7 protein-coding genes are annotated in these 25,477 nt (G+C 42.9%); 2 read left to right on the top strand and 5 right to left on the bottom strand.

The genetic code is table 11. From position 1 onward, the window contains the following. Positions 1-68 precede the first annotated feature (68 nt). Positions 69-875, top strand: a complete 807-nt coding sequence (locus tag LX64_RS19210) for a S1/P1 nuclease (RefSeq protein WP_111599318.1) — start codon at positions 69-71, stop codon at positions 873-875. A gap of 524 nt (positions 876-1,399) precedes the next feature. Here LX64_RS19210 and LX64_RS19205 read toward each other — a convergent pair. Then, positions 1,400-2,323 (bottom strand): PfkB family carbohydrate kinase, encoded by a 924-nt coding sequence (locus LX64_RS19205; protein ID WP_111599317.1) that lies wholly within the window; start codon positions 2,321-2,323, stop codon positions 1,400-1,402. A gap of 160 nt (positions 2,324-2,483) precedes the next feature. Next, positions 2,484-3,896, bottom strand: a complete 1,413-nt coding sequence (locus LX64_RS19200; RefSeq protein WP_111599316.1) for an MATE family efflux transporter — start codon at positions 3,894-3,896, stop codon at positions 2,484-2,486. A gap of 397 nt (positions 3,897-4,293) precedes the next feature. Here LX64_RS19200 and LX64_RS19195 point away from each other — a divergent pair, with 397 nt between their 5' ends. Then, positions 4,294-4,752, top strand: a complete 459-nt coding sequence (locus LX64_RS19195) for a hypothetical protein (protein ID WP_148707391.1) — start codon at positions 4,294-4,296, stop codon at positions 4,750-4,752. A 290-nt stretch (positions 4,753-5,042) separates the two neighbouring features. On the opposite strand, the gene LX64_RS19190 is transcribed toward LX64_RS19195, so the two are convergent. The 3 genes from LX64_RS19190 to LX64_RS19180 all read right to left on the bottom strand — a co-directional run bounded on the left by LX64_RS19190 (position 5,043) and on the right by LX64_RS19180 (position 24,850). After that, positions 5,043-7,058, bottom strand: coding sequence for an OmpA family protein (locus LX64_RS19190; protein WP_158538680.1), 2,016 nt, complete (start codon positions 7,056-7,058; stop codon positions 5,043-5,045). A 71-nt stretch (positions 7,059-7,129) separates the two neighbouring features. Beyond that, positions 7,130-8,140, bottom strand: coding sequence for a PorP/SprF family type IX secretion system membrane protein (locus LX64_RS19185; protein ID WP_111599313.1), 1,011 nt, complete (start codon positions 8,138-8,140; stop codon positions 7,130-7,132). A 93-nt stretch (positions 8,141-8,233) separates the two neighbouring features. Continuing rightward, positions 8,234-24,850 carry a gliding motility-associated C-terminal domain-containing protein gene (locus tag LX64_RS19180; protein WP_148707390.1) on the bottom strand — a complete coding sequence of 5,539 codons (16,617 nt, stop codon included), beginning with the start codon at positions 24,848-24,850 and terminating at the stop codon, positions 8,234-8,236. Positions 24,851-25,477 lie beyond the last annotated feature (627 nt).

The raw sequence follows: 25,477 nt of genomic DNA, 5'->3' as shown, positions 1-25,477 counted from the left end.
GATTGGGTGTTATAAAAACTTTTTATTTACCAAGTTTGTAGCAACTTTACAATCAAAATTAACTATTCATGCACAAAAAGATCGCGATTAAAAAAATGCTCGTTTTAGCGTTCGCGCTATTTATAACGACATCCTCTTATGCATGGGGACCAATAGGACACAGGGTAGTGGCAGAATTAGCTAGTCGTCATTTGACACCAAGGGCGCAGAAAGCGATTTCCGATTTAATAGGCACCGAAACATTGGCGATGATTGCCAACTGGCCAGATTTCATTAAATCCGACACAACAGGTAAATACAAACACACGAATAACTGGCACTATGTCGATTTCCCTGGCCACATTTCATGCGAAGAAGTGCATAAAATGATTGCCGATGGAAAAGCAAGTGGCGAAGCATATAATCAAATTGTAGCGCTTTCTAAAACATTAAAAGATCCAAAAGCGTCCAAAGAGGATAAAGTATTTGCATTAACATTCTTGGTGCATATCATTGGCGACGTTCACCAGCCTTTGCATGTGGGTCGTGACGAAGACCAAGGTGGTAATAAAATCGCCGTACAATGGTTCAATACACCTTCGAACTTACACCGTGTTTGGGACGAGCAACTGATCGATTATCAACAACTAAGTTACACAGAATATACCAATTGGTTAGATCGTGCCCCTGCACAAAAGATCAAAGAAATCCAAAAAGGCACTGTTATCGATTGGTTATGTGAGTCTCACGTATTAGCAGATAAAGTATATGCTAGCACAAAAGATGGCGATAAATTGAGCTACCGTTACAATTTCTTGTTTGTAAACGACTTAAATAGTCAATTACAAAAAGGTGGCTACCGCTTAGCACAAGTATTGAACGATATCTTCAAATAATCGTTTTCGATATACTGAAAAGCGCTTGCCTTGCAAAAGGCAGGCGCTTTTTTTATGCCTATACTATATCATAAGAACGGGATGGGCGGAAAAGCCCGTCGTTACAGGGGGTACGTTTTTAAACACTTGAAGATAAATCAGTTACAAAGGCGAGGATAGGCTACCTCTATACTGGGCTTGAGTTTGGATAGGGTGGAGATAGGCTTTAGATAGGCTAGGGATAGGGTCGAGATAGGCTTTAGATAGGGTAGAGATAGGGTAAGGATAGGGTAAGGATAGGGTGAAGATAGGAAGTGTCACGTCCTAAAATAGGTTTACACCCTAGTTTGGTAATCCGGGTTAAGGTTTACACAGGGAAATGGTAGGGCAACAATAAGCGATACTATAATATATGCCCAACCATGGGTACCTATTATCTATTACCCAATAAATTCCCTTGTGCCAATAGGCTGGGTAATGGTCTAAACAAAATCACCCGGCTATGCAAGCACAACCGGGTGATTATATATAAGTTTATTTAGTTGTTACACTAAATCGATATCGAAGTTTACCAACTGTACGAATTGTTCCAAACGTGCACTGATTTCTTCTTTAGTTACTTCGCGTAAACGGGTAACACCAAATTTCTCAACACAGAAAGAAGCCATGGCAGAACCTACGATGATGGCAGTTTTCATGTTTTCGAAAGAAATGTCTTTTGTTCTAGCGAGGTGACCGATGAAACCACCTGCAAATGTATCGCCGGCTCCTGTTGGATCAAATACATCGTCTAATGGCATCGCTGGAGCGAAGAACACATGATTTTCGTTGAATAACAATGCACCGTGCTCACCTTTCTTGATAATCAAGTAACGTGGGCCCATAGCCATAATTTGCTTAGCAGCTTTCACCAAAGAGTATTCGCCGGTTAATTGACGTGCTTCAGAATCGTTTACCAACAATACGTCTACCATAGAAATTACTTTTTTCAAGTCTTCCAAGGCAGTTTCCATCCAGAAGTTCATCGTATCCATTACGATTAATTTCGGGCGGGTAGTGAATTGTTCGATAACGCTTTTTTGTACTTGGGGCGTAAGGTTACCTAAAATAAGGAAATCGCTTTCTTGGTAGGAAGCTGGAATCGTTGGATTGAAAGCAGCCAATACATTCAGCTCAGTAGCTAATGTATCGCGTGTATTCATATCCATATGATATTTACCTGCCCAGAAGAAAGTTTTCTCGTCTTTCTTCACTTCAACACCATCCAATTTTACACCCCTAGCAGATAATGCATCCAATTCCGACTGTGGGAAGTCGCCACCTACGATGGATACTTGGTTAACTTGGTCTACGAAATTCGAAGCAGCCCAAGCGATGAAAGTGGCAGAACCACCAATGATCTTGTCCGATTTTCCAAAGGGCGTTTCGATATCATCGAACGCCATGGTGCCTACGACAGTTAGCGACATGCTATTTAATTATTTTATAGTATGATTAATAAGACAATAAGCTTACGCTTATAAAAAAACCACGCAAAGGTAAGCATATTAGGGTGCAATGGCGCCATTTGCCATAAAAATCCCAATACAGCTTTACCTTTCGTGATAATTCATATATAAAATAAGGCTACTAAACCTTTACCAGCTTCCATTTGCCTCGTTTGAACACAATGAAAGCCGCCACGGCAATTAATGTTTCAGCAATACCTATTGCCAAATACACTCCTAATGGCCCTAATGCCAACCAATTAGCCAAAGCATAGGCCAAGGGGATTTGCAATAGCCAGAAGCCAAAAATGTTAATAATCATGGGTGTACGCGTATCGCCGGCGCCATTAAAAGCCTGCATCATCGACATACCGAATGCATAAAACAGTAAACCGGCACTTACCACTCGTAAGCATGTTACAGCATTTTCCACGACGTTAGGATCGCTAACGAAAAAGTGAATAATGGGATGAGCGAAAGCCACTAGGATAATAGACATAATACCTAGCAAAGCCCCGTTATATAATGCTACACGGTAAACAGACTGTTCGGCTCTTTCTGGTTGCTGCGCACCTAGGTTCTGCCCAACAAGTGTAGCCCCTGCATTGGCCAAGCCCCAAGCAGGCATTAAGCAGAAGATCACCATCCTAATACCAATAGTATACCCAGCAATGGCATCTTCTCCGAATTGGGCGATGATGCGGATCAAAATGATCCAACTGGCGGAGTTGATCAAAAATTGCCCCGCACCACTAGCGCCTATTTTGAGTACCTGTAGTATTATATCCCATTTAGGCTTGAAATAAGCCCCTACAATCTTGATTTTACCTTTACCATCGAACAAGTGGTATAATTGGTATAGCACACCCGATCCACGGCCAATTAAGGTAGCAATGGCAGCACCCTCCAACCCGAAAGCAGGAATGGGTCCGACCCCAAAAATGAAAATGGGGCAACATATAATATTTAGAATGTTAGCCAACCAAAGCGAGCGCATAGCCATGGCCGCATTACCAGCCCCCCGGAAGATACCGTTAATCATGAATAGGTAAGTGATTACGAAGTTACTTCCCAGCATAATTTGGGTATAACCGTGACCAATTTCTATTACTTCAGGGGTAGCGCCCATGAGGCGTAATAGATCTTTTGCGAATACGAAACCTACGATGGAAATAACGAGTGATAACATACCGGCGAAGATCATACCTTGAACGGCTGTGATGCTGGCGCCTTTGGGGTCTTCTTCCCCAATTCTACGGGCCACCATGGCCGATGCTGCCATTGTAATACCCATTGCTAGGCTATAAACAATGGTAAGCATCGATTCGGTTAAACCTACCGCTGCTACAGCAGCCTTTCCTAGTTCACTTACAAAATAAATATCGACCACCGCAAAGAGTGATTCCATCATCATTTCTAAGATCATGGGCACAGCTAATAGGAAGATAGCGCGGCGTAAACTACCCGAAGTATATGTATTTTCTTTGCCTACGATCGCTTCTTTCAACAATGAAAAGAAGCTACGTACGCGCAATAATGCTTGCGTTTGTCGCATGGAGTTGTATTATAAAATTGACATGTAAATGTTTGACACGACAAGTTCATCGCATCAACGAATTAAAAGAGGAGGACTGTTTTACTTCTGCCGTAGCTAGAAGATGGGAGCGATTTTCATCAGCGTAAAATTGAGATGCGACAAAGATAGAATAATTATCTAAACGACAAAATATTTCAACAATAATTCATTGCTATATCAATCAATTCAGCATCAAGACAAAAAATAAAAAAAATTAACCCTGTAAACACAGTACCACAAAGCATTACATAGCATATTAAAATACTTTAATGCATAATTTTTCAAAACACCTGTAACTTTTTTTTGCAAGCATTCGTTTAACACATGGATCAACAAATCCAAATATCTAAATCCTAATTTTACTAAAACGGAAATCATGCTTTTATTTAAAAATCGTGCTCTTAAAGTGAGCTTGATGGCTACTGCCATGCTCGGAATTCTCGCTACTGCTTGTAATGACAAAGATGATAATGCTCCAGCATTACGTTCTAAAGAGTATGCGTTTACAGGTTCTGGCAACTCTGCAGGTAAAGTTACTATCAGCGAGAAATCTGCTAATTCAGTACAGATCTCTATTTCGTTGGATAAGTCTACAAAAGACACTACCTACAACTTCAACATTTTCAAAGGTGAAGATTTGACAAAAACTGATACTGCAGTTAAATTCACCGCGCAAAAAAGCACTGGCGCAGCGTTATTAACGAACACGACTGTAACTACAATGAGCTATGATAGCGCATTGAAACTGAAAGCCTTTGCTAAAATCTCCTTCAAAAGTGGCGTTAAAGACAGCGTAGTAGCGACTAAGAAAATCGGCGCTGCAGCTACTAACTAATTCACTTTTTACACACTCAGCGAAAAAACATTTACTTGTTGTATCAATTATTGATGCGACGTGATATTGTATTGTCGTTAAGAATCGTACAAAAGAAACAGCCGGGTAACCATCCCGGCTGCTCTTCGATTCTCATTAAAATTAAAAAACCCCATTGTGATTTTTTACATCAGTCGCAAAGATTTGCAACCGGTTTAAATGCAAGTGTTACAACGGATCGACCAAATGTATCCCTGGTCGACTAACGATTGTTTGTTCCTGTTATGATAGGATATGGTTCTAAAATATCTTTATTGGCCATAGGTTTTAGGCCCAGTTCTCAACACTTTAAATTCAGTTCTACGATTCAATTGACGACCATCTGGATTGTCTTTACCATTCGGTAATGTATTTGGTGCAATTGGTTTCGTTTCACCATAACCATGCGCAATAATCCTGCTGCGGCTAATACCTTTCGATACTAGGTAATCTACACACGATTGAGCACGGGCATCGGAGAGTTTGAAGTTATACGCATCGGTACCTTTACTATCGGTATGCGCGCTTAATTCGATTTCTATTTCTGGGTTATCTACTAAAATATTATACAACGTATCCAATACTACGAGCGACTGCGGGCGTAGCGTGGCTTTGTCGTAATCGTAATAGATATCCTTTAAGATAATTGGTTTACCCACTTCGTACCGTTGTAAACAGAGAGAAGGGTTGAACAATGTATCCGAAGCCAGCAACGATTCTGTATTTGCAGTTAATACTTTCGAGAAGTAGTTTTCTTTCTCGGCTACGATTTTGTAATCTCTTTGTGGATCTACTTCGAAGTAGTAGCGGCCCGTTTCGTTGAGGGTAATTTGTTTCAATATTTTATTACCGGAAGGATCGATGAGCGTGATTTTAGCGCCTGTAAGCGGTGCTTGCGAATCGCAATCCAATACGCTACCCGTCATCATCTTCGCCAATTTCTTCATTTTAAATAACTCTAAGCAACAAACCGATTCACGGTCGGAACTAAAGTAGCCACCTTGTAAGCTAACATCTTTGTTGCTAGAGGTGAAATAGATATCATCTTTCGGCGAGTTCATAGGCCATCCTAGGTTAGTAGGCGTTTGCCAGTTACCGAAATTACCTTGTGCAATAAAGAAGTCCATACCCCCAAATCCGATTCTGCCATTGGTGCTCCACAACAACACTTCGTTTTTCGTATCGTAGAAAGGGGCATCTTCATCGTCCTTAGAATTGATGATATTACCGAAGTTAGTAGGGGCGTTAGGGGTACCGTTTTGTAATTGGCAGTACCAGATATCGTATTTACCCATACCGCCTGGGCGGTTAGAGGAGAATAGTAAATATTTACCATCGGGTGTTACTGAAGGAGCTTTTGAGCTGTAGCCTTCTGCATTTACGTTGGCACTGAGCTTTTTGGGTTCAGACCATACGCTACCAGACTTGGTGGACATATAAATCGATGAATTCTTCTGGCCGTTTTTAGTCGTCCATTTCGTTAGAAACATAGTGTTACCATCGGGAGTGATCGAAGAAACGCCCATATCTACGCCTTTTTCTAAAGGGATATCTAGTTTCTGTTGCACATTGAAATTAGCATCGCCACCTTTTGCGAAATAGAGTTTATTTACGTAGGGATTACCTTTTTTATCGAGTGCACCGGAATCGGGGCGTGAAGAGGTGAAGATCATGGAAGTTTGATCTGGAAGGGCAGCTGCGTAGTTTGCGCCGCCTTGGTTTACACTTCCAGCGAGTTTTGTTACGGTATAGCGAGGAATCTTCTTCATTTCTTCCACGGCGAATTCACAGGTAGCAATCTCTATCAACGTTTTAGCAGAATAATCATCGTAGCCTTTATAGCTGGCTTTAAACTGTTGAAACTGCGTTAATGCTTCTTCATATCTTCCCAAGGCCCTTAAACACACGCCATCCCAATAACGTACCAGGGGGAATAGGGTAGTTGTTTCAGCAGGATTATCTGCAATGATGGAGGCATACCATTTCTCGGCGCTTGCGTAATCGTAGTAATTACGGTACGATTCGGCTAAGCGGTATTTCACTTCTTCGTAATCTTTATTTTTCTTTTGTTCCTTTTTGCTGCTTTTCTCCACTACATAAGGAATGAATGTCCCTGTTTTCGTATCGAACTTCGTCATCGCTTTATTGTAATACTGCGCAGCGGAATAGAAATCCTTCGCTTCGAAGTAAACATCTGCCGTTCTTTTATAATCAACCACGTATTGTGCTTGCAGGGAATTAACTATACCAACCAGCGTACATATCCAGAGAAGTGTAAATTTTTTCATGTGAAGAGTCATTTGTTGTGACTAGGTATATTGGAATGATGTATTGAGTTTTTGACGATCTATTTTGATCATTATAACCTCGGGCAGATAAAGTATTCTGGTTGGAAGATCCTTTTCTTACGGAAGATGTAGGAGAGTGACATTTCGAAGCTGTTGCTACCATTCACTAACCTGCGAAGATCCGAAGTATTGGCGTCGTAACTCAGGCCCAACGTGAAGTTTTGATAACGAGCCCCAGCAAATGGGATAACGCAATCGTTCACGCGGTAATTTGCCCCGATCAATACATCACATTCCAAGCTAACGGTTACCTGTGCATAAGCACCGCCTACAATTTCTTCAGCGTTACCTTGGCGCATGTACAAACCAGTAGGAGTTACAGTAAATTGATCGTTGATTTTAATACGGGCACCACCATGTGCTAAATAGCGGATAGGCAATTTCTTGTCTTCCAGGTTATTCGCCACGAATGGATCTGAAGGTTGTGTAAGGTGCGCAGCTGATACGCCTACAAACGGGTTGATTTGGTGATTGGGGTTCCCGTCGAAGAATAAGATACCTGCGTTAACATCGAATACTGTAGAAGAGGTGTTACTGAAGTTTTCACCGCTGATTCTATCGGGGTCGAAACCGATTACGGGGTTGTATTGACTACCTAATTGGAGTTTATCTACATCGATTCTACGATTGACGAGCCCTGCCGAGATACCGAATGAGAATTGGCTGGTTTGGTTTTTACCCAGCTTCACACCGTTATAAGCAAAAGAGGCCATCGCGTTAAAATAGTTGTAACCTGCGTCGCCGGCCGACATATTTAAGATATTCAAGCCAACGCCCATATTTTTACCGGTAGGAGCATCTGCAGAAACACCGGCGGTTGAAAACGGTTTTCCGAAGTTATTCCATTGGGTACGGTAGTTTGCATTAATCCTATAATCGCCGTCTACGATGCCGGCTAATGCGGGGTTTAACCATAGGGGATAAGCATAATACTGGGAAAAGTGTGGGTCTACTTGTGCTTTTGTTAATGAGGGAACAAATGCACAAAGTGCCAGCACTACAATGATGATCTTACTTCTCATGGGAACATTTTTATGTTTGTTCTGTGATAAGCAGGAATGAGAAGGGATACATTCTCATTCCTGCTGAGGTGAATTGATCTAATGAATTTTGGTTTATCTAATGATGGTAATCGTACCACGTTTATTGATAATCGTACCGTCTTGTAATTGAACTTTTAACACGTAGTTGTATACACCTACAGGCTGTACTTTACCACTCATCGTACCATCCCAACCTACACTTCTGTCACGCGATTCGAATACTTGTTGACCCCACTGGTTGTAGATGTATAATTGCATGGTTTGGATGGTTGTTCCGTACACATACAAGATGTCGTTCAAACCATCATTATTCGGTGTAAATGCATTTGGAACGAATACCAAGTTACCCGCAGGGTTATTTGTTTTGGTAGATGATAACACCCATGCACTGTTCGCACAAGCATTCGCACCGATGGCCATTACTTGGATAGAAGCGTTTTGGTTTGGCTCTAATCCCATTACGGTGTAAGTAAGGCTGTCTTTCGGTCTGAATATGGATGTTTGACCACCATCTATCGAAATTCTATAACCAATTGCGCCAACGATTGGGTTCCATCTGAATGTTACCGAAGTAGCTGTTTGGTTCGAAGAGGTTACAGTCGGTTGCGGTAATACGCTCAATACTGTTACTGTTACAGCCGTTCTAGCAGTGCTTGCACAACCACTGTTCGAGTAAGCTGCTTCAACATAGTATGTAGTAGTTGCCGTTAAGGCCGGTGTTATAAACCTATCGCCTGTGAATACCGGTGTAGTACCACCTATTGTTGTGTACCAATTGAATGTTACACCTGGTTGAGTAGAGGTAGCTGTTAAGGTATCTGTCGTATTCGGACAAATTGGATCTGCATTACCTGCTACTGTTGGAGCATTCGGACGAGGACCAACTTTCGCTTCTGCAATCGCTCTTGCTGGGCTTACGCACGCTCCAGCGATAACTGCTTCTACGTAGTAGTTGATGTCTACTGTTAATGCTGATGTGGTGAATGAAGTACCAGTGAATACCAGGTTACCATTAACTGCCGCATCGTACCAACGGTATGTAACATTTGGTTGTGCATTTTGAATAGCGAATGTAGCCGTGCTGTTAGAGCATGTTGTTACTACGTTGTTCACGAGCACTGGGGTGCTTGGTGCATCGGCAGGCGTAACGTTTACTTGTGTACGTCCGTTGCTTGTACAGCTACCACCCAGTAAGCTAGCTTCTACATAGTAAGTAGTGGCTGCATTTACATTCGGTGTTTGGAATACCGGTCCTTGGAATACGAGGTTACCATTAACTGGTTGGTCGTACCAGCTGTATTGGAGATCCGTTCTTGGTGTACGGATTCTAATAACAGCCCTCGTTCCTCTACAAACCGTTATGTCTGTTGCTTCAACTACCGGTACATCGGCACCATTTACAATAGTTACAGTGACAGCTGTACGTTTAATGCTACTACAGTTAGCTGCAGAAACTGCTTCTACGTAGTAAGTAGTTGTTGCTGTTAATATTGGAGTAATGAAATCGGCACCTGTTCCTACCACTGTACCACCAGTAGGCGCATCGTACCAACGGTACGTAATACCTGCTACTGGGTTTTGTACGTGTAACATTACGTTTGTATTCGCGCAAGTAGAAACATTGTTTGCATCAACCACCACTGTATCCGGCGCTGGGTTCACTGTTATAGCGGCGCTTGCACGGCTTACGCTAGCACAGTTACCTGCGTTCACACCTTCAACATAGTATGTCGTTGAAGTGGTTAGGATTGGCGTGGTGAAGGTTGCACCAGTGTGTACCAATGTTCCGCCGGTGAGCATATCGTACCAATTATAGGTGATACCGCTTACTGGGTTTTGTATTGCTAAGGAAGCCGTTGTTCCGCCGCAAGTTGTGATGGCGCTGTTCACCAAGATTGGAACTGCTGGCGCATCGGTTACGGTGATGGCTACGCTGGTTCTTGTTGCACTTGCGCATCCACCTGTAAGCGCTGCTTCAACATAGAATGTAGTGTTTACATTGATGGTTGGTGTTGGGAAGCTAGCACCGGTGTGTACTAATACACCACCCACTGCCGCATCGTACCAACGATAGATATACAAGCTGTTCGGGTTCGTAACGTTTAACGTTGTAGTAGTGCCTTTACAGATTGTTCTGCTAGCCACGTCAACAGTTGGAGCAGGAGGAGCAGGCGTAACGGTTACTTTCACACTTGCTCTTGCAATGCTTGTACAATTGCTGCCGCTTGCTGCTTCTACATAGTAAGTAGCGCTATCTGTTGTTGGTGTTACTGTGAAGTTTGCACCTGTGAAGATTGGCGTACCACCTGTTGCACTATTGTACCAGTTATAGGTTACACCCATTACTGGGTTTTGAACATTGAAGGTTACAGGTTGACCAGTACATGTTGCCTGGTTATTGTTAGCTACCACAGGTGTAGTTGGTACTGTACCTACGGTTACGATCACTTCTACTTGACCACCAGCATTCGTACAGTTGCCGTTAACAGCCTCTACGAAGTAAGAAGTAGTAGTGGTTAATGTTGGTGTTACATATACACTATCAGTTACTAACAAGGTACCAGCAGCATTGTACCAACGGTATGTTACACCCGGCTGCCTGTTTTGTACTACTAATCTTGCTGTATTACCAGCGCAGATATTTGTACCACCTGCTACGATTGGTGTATTAGGTACAGTGCGTACTACCACTTTCACGCTTGTTCTTGCGGCGCTAGGGCAATTACTACCGCTGAGGGCTTCTACATAATAAGTAGCGCTATCTGTAGTAGGTGTAACAGTGAAGTTTGCACCTGTAAAGATTGGCGTACCACCTGTTGCAGTGCTGTACCAATTATAATTTATACCAGTAACTGGGTTTTGAACATTGAAGGTTACTTGTTGACCAGCGCATGAAACCTGGTTATTGTTAGCTACCAACGGAGTGGTTGGCACTGCGTTCACGGTTACTACCACTTCAACTCTACCACCAACATTACTACAGATGCCATTAGAAGCTTCTACGAAGTAAGAAGTAGTAGCGCTTAATACCGGGGTTACATATACACTATCGGTTACTAACAAAGTACCTGCAGCATTGTACCAACGGTATGTGATACCGGCTTGTCTATTTTGAACAACCAATCTCGCCGTATTACCTGCACAGATATTTGTACCGCTTGCTACGACAGGAGTGCTTGGCACATCACGCACCACAACATTCACAGCAGTTCTTGTAGCGCTGATACAACCAGATGCTAAGCTATCGGCTACATAGTAAGTTGTATTTGCATTCACTGCAGGCGTAATGAAGGTTGCACCTGTGAATAACAATGTTCCGCCTGTTGGAGCATCGTACCAACGGTAGAAGCTACTACCTGTTGGGTTCGATACGCGTAAGGTAGCATTTGCACCTTTACAGATAGTTACAGATGTTGAATCCACTGTTGGTGCTGCCGGGGTAGCCGTTACTCTCACTATGCCGCTTGCTCTAGCAATGCTTGCACAATTATTATTGCTAACCGCTTCAACATAATACCTAGCGCTATCGCCTGTTGGAGTTACCGTGTAGCTAGTACCGGTGAATAACAAGGTACCGCCTGTAGCTGCACTATACCAGTTGTACGTTACACCAGGAATTGGTGTTTGAACAGTGAAGGTAACTGGTTGAGATGTACATGTTTGTAAGTTGTTGTTTACTAACAATGGTATTGTTGGAACGCTATTTACAGTTACTAATACTGCCACTCGACCATTTGCATTGGTACAAGTGCCGTTCGACGATTCCACATAGTAAGTAGTGGTAGCATTCAAGATTGGCGTTGTGAACGCTGTATCAGTTGCTAACAATGTACCGCCCATATCGGCATCGTACCAACGATAGATCACACCTGTTTGTGCATTTTGAACAACTAACCTTGTGTTGTTACCTGCGCAAATTGTAGTGCCTTGTGCTACTACCGGTGTATTTGGTGTTTGACGAACAATTACTTGAACTAATGTTCTTGTATCGCTCGGACAGCCACCTGCGATGCTATCTGCAACGTAGTAGTTTGTATTAGCTGTTAAGATTGGTGTTACGAATTGTGCACCAGAGAACAACAATGTGCCGCCTTGTGGAGCTGAATACCACCTGTACACATGGCCTGTTTGTGGTGTTCTTACGCGTAACACAGTACTTGTATTAGAACAAATGGTTACACTAGCTGTATCAACAACCGGAGCAGAAGGCGATGCACCTACAATTACAGTTGCACTTGTTCTTGTGCTACTTGCACACAATGCTGCGCTAATGGCCTCAACATAGTATGTAGTGCTATCTGCTGTTGGTGTAACAATGTAGTTGATACCTGTGAAGAGTAATGTGCCGTTCACCGGTGCATTATACCACCTGTAGCTAATACCTGCGATTGGGTTCGCTACAGTAAGTGTTGCTGCTTTGCCAGTACATGTACTTACCCTGTTATTCACTAATACAGGAGCTGTAGGCAATGCATTTACATTTGCTGTTACAGCCACTCTACCACCATTATTAACACATGTTCCGCGTGCTGCTTCCACATAGTAGATAGTGCTGCTCGTCAATGCAGGGGTAGTGAATGTTCTGCCAGTGAATACCGGTGTACCACCAGCTTGGCTTGTGTACCATCTATAAGTTACACCTACTGAATCGGATGTTACTTGGAAGGTAGCTGCTGCACCTTCACAGATAGTTACATTGTTAACAGTGAATGTTGGGGTTGGAACCACGCCGTTCACGGTAACTGTTACGGCTCTTCTGCCGCCTGTATTTGTACATGTTCCGTTGAATGTTTCAACGTAGTATGTAGTGGTTGTACTAAGGTTTGGTGTGGTGAAGATGCTATCTACCGCTAACAATGTACCATTAGTAGGTGCATTGAACCAACGGATGGTATCTTTCGGATTGGAGCTGCGTACTCTTAATACTACAGAAGCACCAGGACATACCAAGGTATCGTTCGTTACTAATACCGGTGGTACTGGAATTGGTAATACTCTTGCCGTTACTGCTACACGGATTGGGTTCGGACAGTTTGTTGAAGTTCGAACTGTTTCAACATAGTATACAGTTAATGTATCTAATGCTGGTGTTGTGTATGTATTTCCAGTGCGTAATAATGTACCGCCGCGTGGAGCATCGTACCAGTTGATGGTTACACCAGCTGGTGCTGTTGCTGTGAATGTTGCTGTACTACCTTTACAGATGGTCACATCTTTCACCGCCACAGTTGCCTCAGGCACTACACGGAAGCCATAGTATACGCGTAAGTTACGGAAGAGCGTTGCTAAGCCTGCATCCAATTTAATTTCTACTCTATCAAATGCACCGCTTGGTTTGAATGTTACACGGAATTTATTCGTTCCACCACCAATCAAATCAAGTTTCACAATTTGATTATCTAACCTGGTATTTTCGTTATTGCTTGTATTGCCATTCGCAGAGTTCACCACGATACTACCCAATACCGCCGCATTTACAATTGTATTTGGCACTTCTAAGATCAAGCTAACAGAATCACCTGCATTGCTAGTAGAACCAAATTTTAAGTATTGCGAAATGCTACCCGATAACAAGCCTACCGGCAAGTTCAATTGGGCAAAGTTGGTTGTATCGTTATCAACCGCGTTGTCTGGCGTAGTTACACTACATAATACACAACCAATTGATGTGATGACTGTATCGCTATTCGCGATATCACAACCAGGGTTAAAGTTGCGATCAACAATTAAAGCTGCCGCTGTACGAGGACTTACGCAACCTGTAGTACTTACTGCTTCTACGTAATAAGTTACATTCTGCGTTAAACCAGGTGTTACGAAAGTAGCACCTTCAAAGTCGTACACACCGCCAGTTGGTACTGTATACCAATAGTAACGAGCGCCAGGGTTGGTAACAAACGCAGTTAGCGTGGCACTATCGCCATACATTACTACGCCGTTTGTTGGGATTTTAGTTACGGTAGGTGCTAATGGAGCAGGGTTTACGGTAACTAATACAGGTACACGCGATGCACTTTGGCATTGACCAAATGATGTACTCACGTAGAACGTTGTACTGGTCGACAATACCGGTGTTGTGTACGAAGCACCTGTTGCGATTGGAGAAACTGCCGTTGCGCTAGTATACCAATTGATCGTTGCACCTGGCGTTGAGCTAGTAGCTGTTAACGTTGCCGTGTTGCCCTCACAAATGGTTGGTGCGTTAGGTGTAACCACCGGCAAGCTTGGACGTGTAGACACGTTTACAGTAACTGCCGTACGGGTTAAACTTACGCAACCAGAATTCAAATATGTTTCAACATAATAAATCTTAGAACTATCCAATACAGGGGTGATAAATGTTGCACTGTCGCCTACAGGTGTACCACCTGTTGCTGTTGTGTACCATCTGAATGATGCACCCATTGGACCTGTAGCTTGTAAAGTGGCAGTTGTACCGGCACAAGTAGTTACGGTAGATGCCGCTACAGTTGGTGCTGGAGGAGCAGTTGTTACTACTACACGCACCGGAACTCTTACTGGGCTTACACAACCTGTTGCTGCTACTGCTTCTAAGTAGTAAGTAGTAGTGGTTGATAATGCAGGCGTTACGAATGTTGCGCCGCTGAATAAGAGGTTACCACCTACAGGAGCACTGTACCAGCGGTACGACCTGTTTGGTTGTTGATTAGCAGTTAATGTAGCAGAAGTACCGGCACAAATTACCGCTGAGTCTGCTGTTGGAACAGGCGGTTGGATAATTCTTGCCGCGTAGTTCACATTTACTGCGCTTAATGCTTGTGCTAAACCAGAGTTCAATCTTACTTCGATACGATCGAATGGTTGAGCTGGTGCATAAGTTAAGATTGCACGCGTATTGCCTGGTAACAATCTTAATGTTACACCTTGCGCGTTGATGTTGCGAATATCATTGTTGTAGTTAGTACCACTGTAAGTAGCTACTTGTACACCAGAGAGCAATCCTACATCTGCAATTGTGCTTGGGAATGTTAAGGATACTTGTACGCTATCACCAACATTGCTAACAGTTGGGAAGATGAGGGTTTGTGATGCATAACCATTTACTAATCCTAAGATGACATGGATCGTAGAACCTGTTACAGAACTAGAATCGATCGCTAAACCTGGATTTTCTACGTAACAACCTATACATAAGCCGTTAGCTGCATTTGTTTGTGATGTTGCAGATCCACATGGCACGTCGTTCGGACCAGGTGCTTGGCGTACTGTTACATTCACCGCGATTCTTTGTGCTGTTTTACAACCTATGTTATTAGTTGCTTCAACATAGTACACAGAAGAAACCTGCATTGGTGGCGTTGTAAAGTTCGCACCTGTTGACAATGCTGTACCACCTGTAGCTACATCAAACCATTGGTATGTATATGTTGCATCGGGGTTATTTACACTTAAGGTAGCCGTGTTACCACGATCAACCGTTACGTTGTTAGAAGTTACAGTTACGTTTGGTAAACCAACGCTAACAGGCACCGGTGTTCTTGTTGGAGCTGCACAACCTGATGCAGAAACCGCTTCTAAGTAGAATACTGAATCTACAGTAATTGGCCCTGTTACAAATTGCGATCCTACGAACAAGGCAGCACCACCTACAGGTTGGTTGTACCAACGGTAAGTTGTATTTGGTGTAACAACTGCATTCAACGTAGCAGGAGAGCCGGTACATACAGCTGCAGAATCGCCTTGTGCTTTAGCAGGTGCAATTACACGAGCAGCATAGTTCACATTTAATGCGCTGACTGCTTGTGCTAAGCCAGAGTTCATTCTAATCACAACGCGATCAAACGCTGCTGTTGGTTTAAATGATACTAAAGCTCTTTGATTACCCGCTAACAATTGTAATGTAATCGGAGCGGAGTTGATAGTACGAAGATCATTGTTATTCGTAGTACCGTTCATTGTTCCGATTTGAACGTTTGATAATAAACCAACATCTGCCAATGTGCTTGGGAATGTTAAGCTTACGATTACGCTATCACCTACATTGCTAGGCGTTGGATAAATTAATGTTTGTGTTAATGTTCCGTTTACTAATCCTAATACCAAGTGCATAGTAGAACCAGTAATAGTGCTAGAGTCTACTGCTAAGTTTGGATTTTCAACATAACAGCCTACACAAATACCATTCGCCGCATTGGTAGTAGTAGTGGCAGAACCACATGGTACATCGGCACCACTATTTGGTTGAATTACCGTTACGGTTACAGGCACTCTTTGTGCAGTTTTACAACCTGTTGCATTGGTTGCTTCCACGTAGTACACCGTGGTAATATTCATAGCCGGCGTAGTGAAGTTCGGACCGGTGAATAATGATGTACCACCTGTTGGTGTATCGAACCAGTTGTAAGTATATGCCGCAACCGGGTTGTTAACCGTTAAGGTAGCGGATTGACCACGAAGTACTGATACGTTATTAGAAGTTACTGAAATTGATGGTAAGCCTACAGTTACAGGAACTGCTGTACGTACAGGGCTTACGCAACCTGTAGACGATACTGCTTCTAAGTAGAATACAGTGTCTTTCGTAATGTTACCTGTAGTGTAAGTATCGCCACTGAATAATGGTGTACCACCTGTTGCAGTTGTATACCATCTGAATGTAGTATTCGGACGAGTTACTGCACGTAATGTAGCTGGTAAGCCAGTACATACAGCGGTAGAATCGGCTTGTGCTACCGGTGGTGCAATTACACGTGCTGCGTAGTTCACGTTAACCGCGCTCAATGCTTGCGCTAATCCTGCGTTCATCGTGATTTGTACACGGTCGAATACTTTCGTTGGAGCGAATGTAAGTACCGCTTGTTGGTTATTATTCAACAGTTGTAATTGTATTGGGCCACTGTTGATTGTTTGCATATCGGCATTGTTCGTCGTACCGTTCAATGTACCGATTTGAATATTGGCTAATAATCCTACATCAGCTAAACTGCTTGGGAATGTTAAGCCTACTTTCACGCTATCACCAATATTACTTACAGTTGGGAAGATCAATGTTTGTGATACATTACCACCTGTTAAGCCTAATACTAAGTGAATTGTAGAACCAGTGGTTGTACTAGAGTCTACCGCGAAGTTTGGATTTTCAACATAACAGCCTACACATAAGCCATTCGCTGCATTTGTTTGCGTAGTAGCAGATCCACATGGTACATCGGCAGTGCCTGGCGTTTGACGAACGTTCACGTTCACCGCGATGCGTTGTGCTGTTTTACAACCTGTTGCATTGGTTGCTTCCACATAGTATACACCAGAAACATTCATTGGAGGCGTTGTGAAATTAGCGCCTGTTGCCAAAGCTGTACCACCAGTGGCTACATCGAACCATTGGTAAGTGAAGGAAGTATCTGGATTGTTAACTGATAATAGAGCCGTTTGACCACGATCAACGATGACGTTGTTAGAAGTAACGCTTACGTTCGGTAAGCCTACTTTCACTTTCACCGCTGTACGTACAGGGCTTGTACAACCTGTAGTAGAAATTGCTTCTAAGTAGAAGGTGGTATCACTGCTGATATTACCAGTCGTATAAGAATCGGCTGTTGCCAATGGTGTGCCACCAGTTGGTGTTGTATACCAACGGAAGGCTGTGTTCGGACGAGTTACTGCACGTAATGTAGCTGGTTGACCAGTACATACCGCTACAGAGTCGCCTTGTGCTTTCGCAGGTAAGATCACCCTAGATGCATAGTTAACATTTAATGCACTCAATGCTTGTGCTATGCCAGAATTCATGGTGATACGTACACGATCGAAGGCACTTGCCGGAGCGTAAGAAAGAATTGCATTTGTATTGTTGTTCAACAATTGCAATTGAATAGGACCACTGTTGATCGATTGAAGATCGTTATTATCAGTCGTACCATTCAATGTGCTGATTTGAACATTTGATAACAAGCCTACATCTGCCAAGCTACTTGGGAATGTGAAGCTCACTTTCACAGTATCACCTACGTTACTTACAGTTGGGAAGATGAGCGTTTGTGATAAGTTACCACCCGCTAAGCCCAATACCAAGTGCATAGTAGAACCGGTAGTACTGCTAGAGTCGATGGCGAAAGTTGGGTTCTCAACATAACAACCCACGCACAAACCATTCGCTGCATTTACTTGCGTTGTAGCTGATCCACAAGGCACAACCGGGCCAGTACCGGTTTGACGCACATTCACCGTTACGGCGATACGTTGCGCTGTTTTACAACCTGTTGCATTTGTTGCTTCTACATAGTATACAGACGTTACCGTCATTGGTGGCGTTGTGAAATTAGCACCGGTATACAATGAAGTACCACCAGTTGCTACATCGTACCAATTGTAGGTATATGCAGCTACTGGGTTATTTACGGTTAAGGTAGCCGTTTGACCGCGATCAACCGTTACATTATTAGAGGTTACAGAAATAATTGGTAAACCTACAGTTACCGGTACCGCTGTACGAACTGGGCTAATACAACCATTGCTAGACACCGCTTCTAAATAGAAGACAGTATCGGCAGTGATGTTACCTGTTGTAAAGCTATCGCCACTGTATAATGGTGTACCACCTACAGCCGTTGCGTACCAACGGAAGGTTGTATTCGGACGCGTTACTGCATTTAATGTTGCAGGCGTACCTGTACACACAGCAGCAGAGTCGCCTTGTGCTCTTGCAGGGGCAACTACTTTGCCGGCGTAGTTAATGTTCACGGCATTGAGCAATTGCGCTACACCAGAGTTCAACCTAATTTCAACACGATCAAACACTACATTTGGCACGAAGCTAATGATGGCTTGTGTATTGTTGCTGAGTAAGCTTACTTGTACAGGAGCAGCGTTTAACGTGTTACGATCACCGTTAAATGTTGCACCATTGTAAGTAGCAATTTGGATATTATTTAATGCACCTACGTTCGCAATACTGCTTGGGAATGTTAAACCAATTTTCACACTATCACCCACATTGCTAGCAGAAGGATAAATTAATGTTTGTTGAACGTAACCATTCAATAAACCTGCAATAACATGCAATGTAGAACCTGTAGTAGTACTAGAATCTACAGCCAATGTTGGATTTTCAACATAACAACCTATACATAACCCGTTGGCTGTATTGGTTTGTGAAGTAGCCGATCCGCATGGTACATCATTAGGACCAGCTACTTGACGAACGTTTACAGTTACAGGAATTCTCGCAGAAGTTTTACAACCTGTACCACTGGTAGCTTCAACATAATAAACTGTTGTAACCGTCATTGGAGGAGTTGTGAAGTTTGCACCTGAACCTACGGCAGTGCCACCTGTTGGTGCATCAAACCATTGGTAAGTGAAACTAGCATCGGCGTTGTTCACGCTTAAGGTAGCAGTTTGACCTACGTTCACAGTAACGTTATTTGATGTTACAGTAACGTTTGGTAAACCTACTTTTACCGGTACAGCAGTACGTGAAGGAGCCACGCAACCTGTTGCAGAAATTGCTTCTAAATAGAAGACTGTATCTGAAGTAATATTACCCGTTGTATACGTATCGCCACTGAATAATGGAGCACCACCTGTTGCAGTTGCATACCAGCGGAAGTTTGTATTCGGACGAGCAACCGCCACCAATGTAGCAGGAGAACCTGTACAAACAGCAGCTGAATCGCCTTGTGCTTTAGCAGGAAGGATTACACGGCCGGCATAATTTACATTTACCGCGCTTAATGCCGTTAATAAACCACTGTTCAAACGCACTTCAACACGATCCCACACATTCGCAGGAGCAAATGTTAAGATCGCTTGTGTATTGTTTGCCAACAATTGCAACTTAACTGGCGCTGCGTTGATCGGCTGTAAATCGTTGTTATTGGTAGTACCGTTTAAAGTACCGAATTGAATGCTAGATAATAATGAAAGATCTGCTAATGATGATGGGAATGTTAAGCTTAAACGTACGCTATCACCTGGGTTGCTTACTGTTGGGTAAATCAATGTTTGTGAAGCATAACCATTTGTTAAGCCTAATACCACGTGAATCGTAGAACCAGTTACAGTACTAGAATCTACTGCCAATGTTGGATTTTCAACATAACAACCTACGCACAAGCCATTGGTTGTATTTGTTTGCGTTGTTGCTGATCCACAAGGCACATCATTAGGACCTGCTGCTTGACGTACTGTTACAGTTACTGGAATACGAGCGGCGGTTTTACATCCTGTTGTATTCGTTGCTTCAACGTAATAAACAGAAGTTACCGTCATGGCCGGGGTAGTAAAGTTTGCACCTGTACCTACAGCAGTACCACCGGTTGCAGTTGTGAACCATTGGTAAGTAAAGGTAGCATCAGGGTTATTAACGCTTAAAGTAGCCGTTTGACCAAGGTTCACTGTTACATTATTAGAAGTAACGTTCACACTTGGTAAACCAACTTTTACAGGCACCGGCGTACGTGTTGGAGCCACGCAACCGTTTGTAGAAACAGCTTCTAAGTAGAATACTGAATCTACCGTAATTGGTCCTGTTGTATAAGAATCGCCATTTGCGAGGGCGGTGCCACCAATTGGTGTTGCATACCAACGGAAGTTAGTATTTGGACGAGCTACGGCGGTTAATGTAGCAGGCTGGCCTGTACAAACCGCTGTAGAATCGCCCTGTGCTTTAGCAGGAAGAATAATCCGTGCTGCATAGTTCACATTCAAAGCTGCGAGCGCTGAAGCTAAACCGGAATTCAACCTGATTTCAACACGATCAAATGCATAAAGAGGAGCATACGTGATAATCGCTGTGCGATTACCGTTAAGCAAGTTAATATTGATAGGTGCTGCGTTGATCGTTTGCAGATCATTGTTATTGTTAGCACCGTTTAATGTTCTTACTTGGATATTGTTCAACAAACTAACATCTGCTAGGCTAGATGGGAATGTTAAACCAATTCTTAAGCTATCGCCAACATTACTTACAGTTGGGAATATCAATGTTTGTGATGTATAACCACCCGTTAAACCAACTAATGTATGTAAAGTAGAACCGGTTGTAGTACTAGAGTCAACCGCCAACCCTGGGTTCTCCACATAACAACCAATACACAAGCCATTCGCTGTGTTAGTTTGAGATGTTGCAGAACCACATGGTGCATCAGGTGCTCCTGGCACTTGTAATATGTTTACATTCACCGCAATTCTTTGCGCTGTTCTACAACCAGCTGTATTTGTTGCTTCCACGTAGAAAGTAGAAGAAACGGTCATTGGCGGCGTAGTGTAGTTAGGACCGGTAGCTAATGCTGCACCACCGTTTGCTTGTGCAAACCATTGGTAAGTATAGCCAGCTACAGGGTTGCTTACGCTTAACAATGCAGTTTGGTTCATGTTCACCGTTACATTGTTAGAAGCCACTGTAACGTTTGGTAAACCCACTGTTACAGGAACCGCTGTACGTACAGGGCTAACGCAACCATCGCTAGATACTGCTTCTATATAGAAAATAGTATCATTATTAATAACACCAGATGTAAATGCATCGCTATTCGCTAATGGTAAACCACCCACAGGTTGACTATACCAACGGAACGAAGTATTCGGACGCGTTACGGCGTTTAATGTAATTGTTTGACCCGGACAAGTAGCCGGTGCTGTTTGCTGTACTTGTGGAGCCGCTACGATTACTTTTGCGTAGTTCACAAATACAGAACCCAATAAGCTGGCAACACCAGAGTTCAACCTAATTTCTACCGCGTTATAAGTAGCGGTTACAGGCAATGTAAATACTGCTTGTGTGCCACCATTCAACAAACGCAAGTTTAATAATTGGTCATTTACACCAATTGGAGAACCATTGGCAGTACCATTATTATAGGTTAACACTTGTACAGACGATAACAATCCTACATCCGCTATCGCTGCAGGGAAGCCGATGCCTACTTGGATACTATCACCTGGGTTACCAGTAGTAGAGAAGCTCAATCGTTGCGCAGCATAACCACCCAATAAGCCCACCAAGATATTCAAACGAGAACCCGTTTGCGTACTTGAATCGATCGCTAAGGCTGGGTTTTGTACAGTACAACCAACGCAAAGACCATTGGTCGTATTGGTTTGACCAGTAGCTCCACCACACGACAAATCAACCGCACCATTACTTACCGTAACAGTAACAGCCGTTCTTGCAGGCGTATTACAACCTGCAGCATTTGTTGCCGATACATAATAAGTCGTAGTAGCCGTTAACGGTGGCGTAGTGAATGTTGCACCGGTGAAAATACTTGTTCCACCCGTTTGTTGTGTGAACCAGTTAAAGGTTACACCAGCCGTAGCAGAACTAGCCGTTAAGGTAGCAGTTTGGCCTTGGATGATAGAAGCAGATGGCGGCGTGATAGACACAGCAGCAGGAGAAGCATTCACTGTTACGTTAACAGCCGTTCTTGTTGTGCTGGCACAACCATTCGCGCTCGCTTCTACATAGTAAGTAGCATTTGCCGTTAATGGCAGAGTAGTATAGGTAACACCGCTATCTAAAGCAGCGCCCCCGGTTGATACATTATACCATTTATAAGTAATGCCATTTACAGGAGTTGCAATAGAGAAGGTAGTAGAATCACCCGAACAAATAGCTACGTTATTTAACGAAACTGCCGGGGCGGCTGGGATTTGGTTTACGTTTACTGTAATAGGTACACGGTAACCATTTTCACAACCAAACCTGCCAGTAGCTACATAATATACTTTAGTATTGGTAAGAGCAGCCGTTGTATATGTATTCGTACCTGAAGCCAAAGCAGTACCACCAGATGGAACATCGTACCAATTCACGAAAGCACCAGGCGCAGGCGTTACAGATAAGGTAGCTGTATTACCAGTACAAATATTGATGTTATTGCTAGCCGGGGTAGGAGATGGTATAGTAGCCGCCACATAGAATACATTCAAATTCGACAACAACGCAACACCACCATTGATACTTACCAATACACCGTTGAAGTTATTGTTGGTTGGAATGCTTACGCGGTATTTACCCGTTCCGCCGATAATACCGAGTAATTGGATATTGGCTAAAGCAGAACTTAAGTTCGTAGGTTGATCTGCCGTTGGTACATTGCCTATATAAGGACGCAACACGATGTTGTTTAACAAGGTAGCACTTAACAATGTATTAGGTACTTGTAATACTACCACAATGCTATCACCCGCTGTATACGTGTTGGAAAAACCAATCAGCTGTCCAATGCTACCCAAAGCTCCCACACCTAATGAAATAGTAGAGGCTGTTGTAGTATCATTATCTACAGCTGCAGCTGGACTATTCACTGTACACAATGCACAAACGCCAGAAGTAACAGGACCCAAGTTTTGATTTGCAAAACTACAAGGCACGTTGTTCGCAGCATTTATCGTAGCAGTTACTTGGGTAATAGTACTTACACAGCTACCATTCGATCCTTCAATATAATAAGAAGTAGTACCAAATAAGATAGGTGTAGTATAAGTATTACCCGTTGTGAGGGTAGTTACTTTTGCCGGCGAATCGTACCAAGTATAAGTAACACCTGGTTCGGGCGATGTAATGGCGAAAGTAGCAGACTGGCCGCTATTTATCACTACATTCGACGGCGAGGCTACTGGAGCAGCCGGCGCCGGGTTAACGACGACGGACACTTGCGCCCGCGATGCGCTAACGCAACCTGTTGGAAGCGCTGCTTCCACGTAATAACTTGTGTTGCTATTTAAGTTAGGTGTAGAATACGTAATACCCGTAGCTACTAAAGTACCACCGCTAGCAGCATCGTACCAATTATAGGTAACACCCGCCACTGGGTTCTGTACATTGAAAGTAGCTTGTTGGCCGGCACAAATAGTACGTACAGCATTTAATAAAGTAGGTAATGCAGGTACCGGGTTTGTATTAACAGTAACAGCTGAACGAGTTGTGTTCGTACAGCCGCCTAAGAAAGTTTGTGCATAATAAGTAGCAGGAGCAGTAGGCACTACTTGTAATGTATCACCATTCGCATCTGGGTTTGTAATTTCGGTTCCACCTGTTGAAGTGGTATACCATTTAATAGTAGAACCCGGAGTGCTAATATTCGAAATCAAATTCACAGGAACACCTACGCATGCAGAGAAGGTAGATGGATTTGTAATAACCGGTGAAATTAATTGTACTTTATTGTGGTACGCGTAATACACTTGCAAAGAACCAAGCAATCCTGCTAAACTAGATGATAACGTTAATCTTACCCGATCGAATGAAGCAGAAGGACGAAGTACAATTTCTGCCCTTGTATTACCGTTTAATAAACGTAATAAAGGATCAGTTGTAGCAACGGCATCATTATTGGATGTACCCCCATTGAAAGTTTCTACCGTTAAACCATTGAATAAATTGGCTTGAATTAAAGCGCCCCCATTACTAATGCCTATAACGAGCGAATCGCACCCCTGGTTGGGGTTGACGGTGGGGAAGATCAAGGTTTGTTGGACCGAGACGCCTAGCAAACCAACTGTAATATTGAACCGCGAGAAATCGTCGAGGTTCGTATTGGTGACGGGGTTGGTGGGGTTCGTAACACCACACAACACGCACAAGCCGTTCACTGCATTGGTTTGACTGGTCGCATACACCCTTTGTGCGGTTAATACGCCGGGATACACGAACATTGAAATAATGAGCGTTAGGACAAGGATAAAAGCACGATAAGAGCTTTTAGGAGTAACGTTAAAATTCATAGCCACAATGGTTTGGGTAATAAGATGGTTCTTATCAAAACATTTACTTGGAGTATAGCACAGGAAATGAGGTTAAGAAAGGAATACTGATAATAATTTCGGTTGTAAAACTTGCCGGTTATTAGTAGGATACTTTCTTCATAGTTTGGTTGAAATGCTTATTCGTTTCATAGAATTTGTCGATCCATTCACTATAATGCATACACGAAAATAGAAGCCTATTGTGTAAAAGCACAAATCCATTTTGTTCATTTTACATTCGAATATTCACGCCTGTTCATTCTTTCAAATTCTGTTCATTTTGTTCATTTTTGAATTTTAACAGCACATGCTGTTCATGCTTACGCGAGCGAGTTAGTTAATGACACGTTAACGGGAAGGCATTTTCCTATATATAATCAAGAGGTTCTTTATATTGAGTAAAGAATATATCCCGAATACACGATAGCTGAACGATTTTCAAAAAAATTTTCAGCCATGAAAAACGAATACAATCTACTGATTACAAATACTTATCGCATGAATATCCATTATGATACAATCCATTCATTTCGTTCATTTTCTTTTTTCTAAATCTGTTTGTTCAGTTTCACCGTAAGTAATTACCGTGACTGATATTGTAAATGA

The sequence above is a fragment of the Chitinophaga skermanii genome (genome assembly GCF_003259335.1).
In the GTDB taxonomy this organism is placed as follows: Bacteria; Bacteroidota; Bacteroidia; order Chitinophagales; family Chitinophagaceae; genus Chitinophaga; species Chitinophaga skermanii.
This window is presented reverse-complemented; position numbering and strand designations above follow the sequence as displayed.

Bases quoted from the DNA above. Each gene is read 5' to 3' on its own strand.
- LX64_RS19200 (WP_111599316.1), bottom strand. From the start codon at position 3,896: ATGCGACAAACGCAAGCATTATTGCGCGTACGTAGCTTCTTTTCATTG.
- LX64_RS19205 (WP_111599317.1), bottom strand. From the start codon at position 2,323: ATGTCGCTAACTGTCGTAGGCACCATGGCGTTCGATGATATCGAAACG.
- LX64_RS19180 (WP_148707390.1), bottom strand. From the start codon at position 24,850: ATGAATTTTAACGTTACTCCTAAAAGCTCTTATCGTGCTTTTATCCTT.
- LX64_RS19195 (WP_148707391.1), top strand. From the start codon at position 4,294: ATGCTTTTATTTAAAAATCGTGCTCTTAAAGTGAGCTTGATGGCTACT.
- LX64_RS19210 (WP_111599318.1), top strand. From the start codon at position 69: ATGCACAAAAAGATCGCGATTAAAAAAATGCTCGTTTTAGCGTTCGCG.
- LX64_RS19190 (WP_158538680.1), bottom strand. From the start codon at position 7,058: ATGAAAAAATTTACACTTCTCTGGATATGTACGCTGGTTGGTATAGTT.
- LX64_RS19185 (WP_111599313.1), bottom strand. From the start codon at position 8,140: ATGAGAAGTAAGATCATCATTGTAGTGCTGGCACTTTGTGCATTTGTT.